Below are 10324 nucleotides of genomic sequence, written 5' to 3'. Positions count from 1 at the left end.
GATGAACTTCGAGGCTAGTCACCCGAAAGATCATCAGGAGTCGCGCTCGTTCCGCAACTCGCCTCGTGTCCAGTTCTCAACACGGACAGAACCTCTCAAGCCGGAACAACGCCGGGGCCGTGAGGGCGATGGGACCCTGGATCAGCAGCGAGCCGACGACGATGATCGCGTTGTTGCGCAGCGCGTCCCGGAAGATTGGGTCCTGGAAGGCGAGGATGTAGTTGTTCAGTCCGACGAAATCGGTGGGCGGTCCGACTCCCCGCCAGCGGAAGAGGCTGTAGTAGAACGCGAAGCCCATCGGGACCAGCACGAAGATCACATAGACGATGACCGCCGGTGCCGTCAGCCCGATGATCTCGTACCACTTGCGCCGGGTATCGGCCGCGCGGGAGGGACGGCGCTGCGCACCCGCGCGCCGGACACCCGCCGGCGACGCGGAGACGCCGCCGGCGGGGTTCGGGTTCTGACTGATCGTGGTCACCTGCTTGCGGCCGACTTCATTTGCGTTGTGACGTCCTCGGGCGCGCCGGATCCCGCGAAGATCGCGACGATCGCGTCGTTCATCGCGGTGCCGACGGTGCTACCGAAGGCGGTGTCCAACCAGAGCTGGACGTAGCTGGCGTCGGTGGTCGCCTGCAGGATCGAGGCGAGAGCCGGGTCGGTGACGGCCGCCGCCGCTTCCGGAGCCACCGGCAGGCCGGTTCCGGTCTCGGCGTAGCCCTGCTGGACCTCGGGGCTCACGATGTACTTGAGGAATTCGACGCACTCCGCCGGGGCGTTCTTGGCGCAGGCGAAGCCGTCGCCGCCACCGAGTGCGGCGCTCGGGTCACCGGCGGTGCCGGCGATCGCCGGCACCGGGAACCAACCGAGGAACTCGGCGAGGGCATCCGGGTCGGAGGCGACGGTGTCCAGCGTGCCCCGGTTCCAGTCGCCCATCAGCTCCATGGCGGCCTGGCCGTTGGCGAGCAGTCCGTTGGCACTGGTCGGATCGTTCTGGCCCGGGGTGGCGATGAAGTTGGGCTGGAACGGCTCGGTCTCGATGAAGGCCTGCAGGTCCTCGCCGGCCTTCACGAAGCACGGGTCGTCGAAGTTCAGGTCGGTGGTGGCCGACCGGAGCGTCTCCACCGAGCAGGCGCGCAGCGCGAAGTTGTACCACCAGTGCGCGGCGGGCCACTTGTCGCCGGCGCCGAGGGCGATCGGGATGACGTTGATCGCCTTGAGCTTGATGACCGCGTCGTTGAGCTCGTCGAACGTGGTCGGGGGCGCGGTGATGCCTGCCTGGGCGAAGAGGTCCTTGTTGTACCAGATGCCCTCGATGCCCATCCGGTACGGCAGTCCGTACTGCCGGCCGTCTGCCTGCCAGATCTCCACCGCGCTGCCGATGCTGGTCGCCTCGGTCTGCACCTCGTCGGTGATGTCCTTGAGGTAGTCGGCCTCGACCTGGTCGCGAAGCTCGCCACCGCCCCAGGCCTGGAAGATGTCCGGTGGGTCGTTGCTCAGCAGGGCAGCGGGGATTCGCGTCTGCTGGAGCTGGTTGGTCTCGATCCCCTCGATGTCGATCGTGACCGTCGGGTGCAGCGCGGAGAAGTCCGCAGCGACCTTCTTCCAGTAATCCTTGCCAGGTCCGTCCTGGGAGGCGTTGTGCCACCAGGTCAGGGTCACCGGGTTCTCGTACAGCTCACCCGCGGGTTCGTCGCTGTCGCCGCTGGAGCAGCCGGCGGCTAGGAGGGTGCTGGTCATAAAGAGCGCTAGGACGGCGCCGGTGCGGCGTGACATCGCCATGTGTGATCTCCTCGACTGATCAGTCGAGGTGCTTGGCCTGACGGCGAGTTTTACAGCCCCGAAACGCGGTGTCAATCGATATCGATAACGTTTTCGACTCGCCAGTGACGGGCCGTCGTCGGGCACATAGCATCGTCGGCGTGGAGTTTTCGCAGCGTGTGAAGATGTCGGACGTAGCCCGCGCGGCCGGCGTCTCGGTGGCGACCGTATCGAAGGTCGTCAACGGCCGGTACGGCGTCGCGCAGGCCACTGTGGAGCGGGTGCAGGAGGTGATCCACCAGCTCGGGTACGAGGCGAGTCTGGGGGCGCAGAGCCTGCGCAGTCACCGTACGAACGTGCTCGGGATCCTCGTGGCCGAGTTCGAACCGTTCTCCACCGAGCTGCTCAAGGGCGCATCCAGGGAGGTTGCCGGCACCGGCTACCAACTGCTGGCCTACTCCGGGGGCGACGGCGACGGCGCGGCCATCGGCTGGGAGCGCCGGTCGCTGGCGCGGCTGTCCGGGACACTCATCGACGGTGCCGTGGTCGTCACCCCAACGGTGGTGGAGACCAAGCAGGGCTTCCACGTGGTCGCGGTGGACCCGCACACGGGTCCGTCCGGACTGCCCACCGTCGACTCCGACAACTTCGCCGGTGCCATCCTCGCGACCAACTACCTGATCTCCCTCGGTCACCGCCGGATCGGGCATATCAGCGGCCGGACCGACCTGGAATCGTCGCGGTTGCGGGAGGCGGGCTTCCGCCAGGCCATGGCGGACGCGGGCGTGCCGGTAGACGAGACTCTCGTGCGGGTCGGCGGGTTCCGGATCGAGAGCGCCGCCGGCACCGCGGCCGAACTGCTCTCCGTCCCGGACCGACCGACCGCCGTCTTCGCCGGCAACGACCTGTCCGCCATCTCCACGCTGAACGTCGCCCGCGAGATGGGTCTGACGGTGCCCGACGATTTCTCCGTGATCGGCTTCGACAACATCCCGGAGTCGGCACTGGTCAACCCGCCGCTGACCACGATCATGCAGCCCTTGCAGCGGATGGGCGCCGAGGCGCTGCGCCTGCTCATCGACCTGATCGCCGGCGTCGAGCGGGACGCCCACATCCGGCTGCCGACCGAGTTGGTCGTCCGCGCCTCATGTCGTCCGCATCGTCCCCCGATCGGGGAGAGCGTGCCGATTCCGGTTCCGACCGGGACCATCGAGTCCACCTCGGTCGAGGCTGCGGCGGCCGGGGGCACGACCGGGCAGGCGACGGCGGTCTGATGGGCCGGACCGATCGTGGCGGCCGCGGCCACCGGCGAGAGGGAGGACCATGCTGAAACCGGCCATCTACCCGATACCGGCACCGCCTGCGGCGTGGCTGAGCATCGTGGCGCGACCTCGGGGTGGTGACTGGCTCGACGACGAGCTGGCCGCCCTGCGTACCGCCGGGGTCGACGTCCTGGTCTGCCTGCTCACCGCCGCCGAACGCGACGAACTCGGCCTGGCCGACGAGCCAGCCGCGGCGATCCGGGCGGGTCTGGAGTTCCACGGCCACGCGATCGCCGACCTCGGTGTGCCGGACCACCTGGCGGTCGAGCCGTTGCTGGACCTGCTGCTCACCGCCCTACGCCGCGGAAGGCACGTCTCGGTGCACTGCCGTGCGAGTATCGGCCGGTCCTCGCTGATCGTCGCGGCGCTGCTGACCCGGCTCGGGGTCGACATCGAGCAGGCCTGGGACGACATCGCCCGGGCCCGTGGCGTACCGGTGCCGGAAACCGCGGAGCAGCACCGCTGGCCGGTGTCGCGGTAACCACTCCGCTACCTACCGTCAGAGATCGCGTTGGTGCATGTTCGATAAGTTCGGCGGCGATCTCGGTGCTGGACCCACGGGTCCTGCGGATCGTCTGGGAGGCTCGCACGATGACCAACAAGAGTCGGCCTCGGCCGCCGGCCGCGCGCACCGTCCGGCCGGTTGCCCCACCGGCCCGGCGCGCCGCCGCCCTGGTGATCGCATTCGCGCTCGGTGCCCTGCTCGCCGGGCCGATCGCGGCCGTGACCGCCGGTGGCGACCCGGTGGACGGCGGCCCGGCGGGTGTCTCGGCCGACGACCCGGTCGCGGTACTGCGGGCACAGGAGGCCGAACGGAACGCGGCGCAGATCGTGGAGCTGACCTCGCTGGCCCGGCGCGAGCAGGAAAGCCTCGTACCCGTGCTCGAAGGGCTGGCCACGGCAGTGCCGGCAGGTCGGCCCCCTGGTCCGGCCGCCACCCAGTTCGACGTGGAGGGCTGGCAGATGGTCACCGCGGCCGTGGTCGGGAACTTCGCCAACCCGCCGTCCGGTGGCACCGGCGTGAACATCGCCCGCTCCGGCCTGGCCGCGGCGGTACGGGCGCTCGACGCCGCGGTCGACACATACGCGGCGGCGCTGGCCCAACCGCCGGCCGCCCGCACGGCGCTGCTGGAACTCGCCGGTCGCCAGCGGGACATCGCGGTCGCCACCTGGTCGACCGCCGCGACCCAACTCGACGTGCTCAACATCGAGGCCGGCAACGGACATGTCCACGTCTTTCTCCCGGCCGCGCCGGGGCAGGGAGCGCTGACCCCCGACGGCGCACCGGAAGGTGAGTGACCTGGAATACTCTTCGCTGCTCCGTCGAACCCTTCTGGTCACCACCGGATGTGCGACAGCGCCAAAGGTGTGAGACAGAACCCGTACGTCGATGTTCGGCCCTCTGGCGTTTCCGGCCGACAGGCGAACGTGTGATCCTTATCGGGAGTCGCTTGCGCGACGCGTGAGTCGTAGGCCTACCGGAGGGGTCGATCGGGTGTTCAGCCGTGTTGCCATCGTCAACCGTGGAGAGGCCGCGATGCGGCTCATCCACGCGGTCCGGGAACTGGCCGCCGAGACCGGGACGCGAATCGAGACCGTCGCCCTCTACACCGACGTCGATCGCACCGCGACGTTCGTCCGCGAGGCGGACATCGCCTACGACCTCGGCCCGGCGTCCGCCCGGCCGTACCTCGATCTGACGGTGCTGGAGCGCGCACTGGTGCAGACCGGAGCCGACGCGGCGTGGGTCGGTTGGGGGTTCGTCGCGGAGGCCCCGGCATTCGCGGAGCTGTGCGAGAAGACCGGTGTCACCTTCGTCGGACCGAGCGCGGACGCCATGCGCCGGCTCGGCGACAAGATCGGCGCGAAGCTGATCGCCGAGGAGGTCGGCGTGCCGGTCGCGCCGTGGAGCCGCGGCGCGGTCGAGACCCTGGACGCGGCACTGACGGCGGCGACCGATATCGGCTACCCGTTGATGCTGAAGGCGACCGCCGGTGGCGGCGGGCGCGGCATCCGGGTGGTCACCAACGAGGTCGAGCTCGCCGACGCGTTCGAGCGCACCAGCCAGGAAGCGGCCCGGGCGTTCGGCAGCGGTGTCGTGTTCCTGGAGCGCCTGGTCACCGGTGCTCGACACGTGGAGGTCCAGGTGATCGCCGACGGTCAGGGTACCGCCTGGGCGCTCGGGGTCCGGGACTGTTCGGTGCAGCGGCGCAACCAGAAGGTGATCGAGGAGTCGGCGTCGCCGGTGCTCAGCCCGGCGCAGGCCGCCGAACTCAAGGCGTCCGCCGAACGGCTGGCTATCGCCGTCGGCTACCGGGGCGCGGCGACCGTCGAGTTCCTCTACCACCCGGGCGACCGGATGTTCGCGTTCCTCGAAGTCAACACCCGGCTGCAGGTCGAGCACCCGATCACCGAGTCCACCACCGGATTCGACCTGGTCAAGGCACAGCTGCACGTGGCGGCGGGCGGGCGGCTCGCCGGCGAGCCGCCGGTGGAACGCGGGCACGCCATCGAGGCCCGGCTCAACGCCGAGGACCCCGATCGCGACTTCGCGCCGTCGCCCGGTCGGATCGCCCGGCTGGTGCTGCCCTCCGGGCCAGGCATCCGGGTGGACACCGGCGTCAGCGAGGGCGACACCATACCCGCCGCCTTCGACTCCATGATCGCGAAGATCATCGCGTACGGGCGGGACCGCGACGAGGCGCTCGGCCGACTGCGCCGGGCGATGGCCAACACCACCGTGATCATCGAGGGCGGTGCGACGAACAAGAGCTTCGTGCTTGACCTGCTCGACCAGCCCGAGGTGATCGACGCCAGCGCGGACACCGGCTGGATCGACCGCGTGCGCGGCGAAGGCCGGCTCGTCGCGCACCGGCACGTCGCCGTCGCGCTCGCCGCCGCAGCCATCGAGGGCTACGAAGAGGACGAACGCGTCGAGCGGCAGCGCCTGCTGGCGACGGCGTCCGGCGGACGCCCGCAGGTGCAGCACGCCAGCGGCCGACCGCTGGACCTCAAACTCCGGGGTGTCGGCTACCGCGTACGGGTGGCGCGCACCGGCGCATACCGTTTCCGGGTCGGCATCGAGGCGGGGGACATCGTCCACAGCGCCGACGTCGAGCTGGACCGCTTCGACCGGCACACCGGGCAGATCGTCGTCAACGGCGCCCGATTCCGGCTGGTCACCGATACGCACGGGCCGGTCCATCTGGCCGAGGTCAACGGCGTGACCCACCGGGTCAGCCGCGACGAGGGCGGCGTGCTCCGCGCGCCGATGCCCGCGCTGGTCGTCGCCACGCCGGTGCAGGTCGGCGCCGAGGTCGAGCAGGGCGCACCGGTGTTGGTGCTGGAAGCCATGAAGATGGAGACGGTCCTGCGGGCGCCGTTCAAGGCGCGGCTGAAGGAATCCGCCGTATCAGTGGGCAACCAGGTCGAAGCGGGCGCACCGCTGCTGCGGTTGGAGCCGGTCGCCGACGACGCAGCCGGTACGCCGACCACCTCCACAGACACCCCCATCGAGTTGGACATGCCCGTCGCGCCCGAGGATCTTCCCCCGGCCGAGCGTTCCCGGCGTGGTCAGGAGGATCTGCGCGGCCTGCTGCTCGGCTTCGACGTCGATCCACACGACGACCGGCGGGTCCTCGACGGCTACCTCGTCGCGCGGCAGGCCGCCGCCGAGGACGGCGACCGGCCACTGGCCGAGGAGATCGACCTCGTCGAGGTCTTCGCGGACCTCGCCGAACTGAGCCGCAACCGGCCGACCGGCGAGGACGGCGGCGACGGCCACGTCCACAGCGACCGCGAATACTTCCACACCTATCTGCAGAGCCTCGACGTCGAGCGGGCCGGACTGCCGGATGCCTTCCAGACCAAGCTCGCCAAGGCGCTCAGCCACTACGGCGTCACCGACCTGGAGCGCTCTCCCGAACTCGAAGCCGCCGTCTTCCGGATCTTCCTCGCACTGCAACGCGCGTCCGCCGACGCCACGGTCGTCGCGACGCTGCTGCGCGCCTGGCTGCGCGAACCCCCACCAGGCCAGCTGCTACACGAGCCCGCCGGTCTCGCGCTGGAACGGCTGGTGGCCGCGACGCAGGTCCGTTTCCCGGTGATCGCCGACCTCGCCCGCGGCGTGGTGTTCGCCTGGTTCGCCCAGCCGTTGCTGCGCCGCAACCGGGCCCGCGTCTACGCCAAGGTGCGCGCACACCTGCGTCACCTGGACTCGCAACCGGACGCGCCGGATCGCGCCGAGCGCATCGCTGAGATGGTACGCAGCACCGAACCACTGGTCCGGCTGCTCGGTCAGCGTATCGTTCGCGACCACCTCGACAACACGGTGATGCTGGAGGTACTGACCCGGCGGTACTACGGCAACAAGGGACTCGCCGGCGTCCACGCCCACCAGGTGTCCGGGTGCAGTTTCGTGCTCGCCGAGCGGGCGGACTCGAGCGTGGTCACCGCCGCGGTGAGCTTCGACGCGTTGGGCGCCGCGCTCGCCGGGCTGGCGGAGCTGGCCAACGGTCGGCAGTCCATCGACGCCGACATCTATCTCGCCTGGGAGAACCAGCCGGAGGACTTCGACGCCATGGTGGCGGCGCTGCTCGAGGTCGTCACCGCCTACCCGTTGCCGCGTCAGGTCCGCCGGGTGACCACCACCATCGCGGGCCGGGCCGGAGCGGTGATGCACCATCACTTCACGTTCCGCCCGTCCAGCCGGGGAATGGTCGAGGAACGACTGATCCGCGGCCTGCACCCGTACATCGCGCAGCGGATGCAGCTGGAGCGGCTGCGTAAGTTCGACCTGACCAGGCTGCCGTCGTCGGACGAGGAGGTCTACCTCTTCCAGTGCGTGGCGCGAGAGAACCCGTCGGACGAGCGCCTCGTCGCGTTCGCCCAGCTGCGTGACCTGACCCAACTGCGCGACCACGACGGCCGGCTGGTCACCCTGCCCACCACTGAGGACACCGTCGCAGCCTGCCTCGACTCGATCCGCCGGGCCCAGTCGCGACGCCCGTCGAAGACGCGCTTCAACACCAACCGCATCGTGATCTACGTGTGGCCGCCCAACGACCTCACCCGCGAGGACATGGAGATGATCGCCGGGCGGGTGCGCCCGACGACCGTCGGAGCCGGCCTGGAGGAGATTCTGTTCATCGGGCGCCAGCGCGACCACCGGACCGGCGAGCTGGCGAAGATCGCCGTTCGGATCTCCTTCGACGCCGCCGGCGGTGCCCAGCTGAGCGTCGGCGAACCGCCGGTCGAGCCGGTCGAGCCGCTGGACGACTACCGGCTGAAGGTGCTGCGGGCGAGCAGCCGCAACACCGTGTATCCGTACGAGCTGATCGGCAGGCTCGGCGACTTCGTCGAGTACGACCTCGACGACGACCACGCGCTGGTGCCGGTCGATCGAGCCAAGGGGCGCAACAGCGCGGCGATCGTCGCCGGCGTGGTCACCACGGTGACTCCCCGGCACCCGCAGGGCGTCACCCGGGTCGTGCTGCTCGGCGATCCGACGAAGTCGCTCGGTGCCCTGTCGGAGCCGGAGTGCCGCCGGGTCATCGCGGCCCTGGACCTGGCCGAGCGGATGCGGGTGCCGTTGGAGTGGTACGCACTGTCCGCCGGGGCCCGGATCTCGATGGCGTCGGGCACCGAGAACATGGACTGGGTGGCCGGCGCGCTGAAGCGGATCGTCGAGTTCACCCAGGCCGGCGGCGAGATCAACATCGTGGTCGCGGGCATCAACGTCGGTGCGCAGCCGTACTGGAACGCCGAGGCGACGATGCTGATGCACACCAAGGGGGTCCTGGTGATGACGCCGGACTCGGCGATGGTGCTCACCGGCAAGCAGTCGCTCGACTTCTCCGGTGGCGTCTCCGCCGAGGACAACTTCGGCATCGGCGGCTACGACCGGGTGATGGGTCCGAACGGTCAGGCGCAGTACTGGGCACCGAATCTGACCGCCGCACGGAACGTTCTGCTGGCGCACTACGACCACACGTACGTCGCACCGGGGGAGACTTCGCCTCGGCGGGCGAGCACCACCGACCCCACCGACCGCGACATCTCCGCCTTCCCGCACACGGTGGCCGGCAGCGACTTCACCACCGTCGGCGAGATCTTCTCGGTCGAGGCCAACCCGGATCGCAAGAAGCCGTTCGACATCCGGATCGTGATGCGGGCGTTGGCCGACCAGGACCATCCGGTGTTGGAGCGCTGGGCGGGGATGGCCGACGCGGAGACCGCCGTGGTGCAGGACGTGCACCTCGGCGGCATGCCGGTGTGTCTGCTCGGTATCGAGTCGCGCACCGTGGCACGCCGTGGCTTCCCGCCCACCGACGGGCCGGACACCTACACCGCCGGAACGCTGTTCCCGCAGTCGTCGAAGAAGGCCGCGCGGGCGATCAACGCGGCCAGCGGCAACCGACCGCTCGTCGTGCTGGCCAACCTGTCGGGCTTCGACGGCTCGCCCGAGTCGATGCGCAAGCTGCAACTGGAGTACGGCGCGGAGATCGGCCGGGCCATCGTGAACTTCCGTGGGCCGATCGTGTTCTGCGTGATCTCGCGGTACCACGGCGGCGCGTTCGTGGTGTTCTCGAAGGCGCTGAACCCCAACATGACCGTACTCGCGCTGGAGGGCTCATTCGCCTCGGTGCTGGGCGGCGCTCCCGCCGCAGCGGTCGTGTTCGCCGGCGACGTGGACGCCCGTACCGCGCGCGACCAGCGGGTACGGGATCTCGAGGCCCGGGTGGCCGCCGCGTCTGGTACCGACCGCGCCGCTTTGGCCGCCGAGCTCGACGAGCTGCGGTCGTCGGTGCGGGCGGAGAAGCTGGGCGAGGTGGCCACCGAGTTCGACCGGATCCACAACATTCAGCGTGCCGTCGAGGTCGGCTCGGTCGACGCGGTGATCCGCGCCGCCGAACTGCGGCCACGCATCATCGACACCATCGAGTCCCAGCTGATCCGGAACTGACCGGCCGTCGGCAGCCGCTTGGTCCCGGTCAGATCCTTTGCCCGGGACCAAGCAACCGTGCCCGGCGGTGCGGTACACCGAAACCGGCGGGGACGATCGCGAGCAGGACGATCGCGGCGACCGCCGGCCGCCAAGGCAGCGCCTCACCGACCGTCGGCTGCTGATGCGGTGGCCGAGCAGCACCCCGGCGGTCACCGCCCACCCCGGTCCGCAGCCACCGGCCGAGGTAGAGGTATCCGCCTCGGCGAGCATCCGGACCAGCAGGGCGGACACCTCG

Annotated in this window: 6 protein-coding genes; 4 read left to right on the top strand and 2 right to left on the bottom strand. The window is 70.1% G+C overall.

Features of this window, described 5'->3' with window-relative positions:
- Positions 1–76 precede the first annotated feature (76 nt).
- Both ACFHVL_RS12500 and ACFHVL_RS12495 read right to left on the bottom strand, forming a co-directional pair.
- Entirely contained in the window at positions 77–481 is a 405-nt protein-coding gene (locus ACFHVL_RS12500; RefSeq protein WP_416627810.1) for a carbohydrate ABC transporter permease, read from the bottom strand.
- Positions 478–1782: an ABC transporter substrate-binding protein gene (locus tag ACFHVL_RS12495; RefSeq protein ID WP_416627809.1), complete on the bottom strand. Its 1305-nt coding sequence runs from the start codon at positions 1780–1782 to the stop codon at positions 478–480. Before ACFHVL_RS12495 ends, ACFHVL_RS12500 begins: the two co-directional genes overlap by 4 nt.
- Before the next feature lie 164 nt (positions 1783–1946).
- On the opposite strand from ACFHVL_RS12495, the gene ACFHVL_RS12490 reads away from it, so the two are divergent.
- The 4 genes from ACFHVL_RS12490 (at position 1947) to ACFHVL_RS12475 (ending at position 10047) form a co-directional block, all read left to right on the top strand.
- Positions 1947–3035, top strand: a complete 1089-nt coding sequence (locus ACFHVL_RS12490; RefSeq protein ID WP_416627808.1) for a LacI family DNA-binding transcriptional regulator — start codon at positions 1947–1949, stop codon at positions 3033–3035.
- A 49-nt stretch (positions 3036–3084) separates the two neighbouring features.
- Positions 3085–3564 carry a tyrosine protein phosphatase gene (locus tag ACFHVL_RS12485; protein WP_416627807.1) on the top strand — a complete coding sequence of 160 codons (480 nt, stop codon included), beginning with the start codon at positions 3085–3087 and terminating at the stop codon, positions 3562–3564.
- A gap of 110 nt (positions 3565–3674) precedes the next feature.
- Positions 3675–4382, top strand: a complete 708-nt coding sequence (locus ACFHVL_RS12480; protein WP_416627806.1) for a hypothetical protein — start codon at positions 3675–3677, stop codon at positions 4380–4382.
- 196 nt (positions 4383–4578) lie between these two features.
- Positions 4579–10047, top strand: coding sequence for a carboxyl transferase domain-containing protein (locus tag ACFHVL_RS12475; protein ID WP_416627805.1), 5469 nt, complete (start codon positions 4579–4581; stop codon positions 10045–10047).
- Positions 10048–10324 lie beyond the last annotated feature (277 nt).

Origin of the sequence: Micromonospora sp. LOL_023 (genome assembly GCF_048060115.1) — a bacterium.
GTDB lineage: Bacteria > Actinomycetota > Actinomycetes > Mycobacteriales > Micromonosporaceae > Micromonospora_E.
This window is presented reverse-complemented; position numbering and strand designations above follow the sequence as displayed.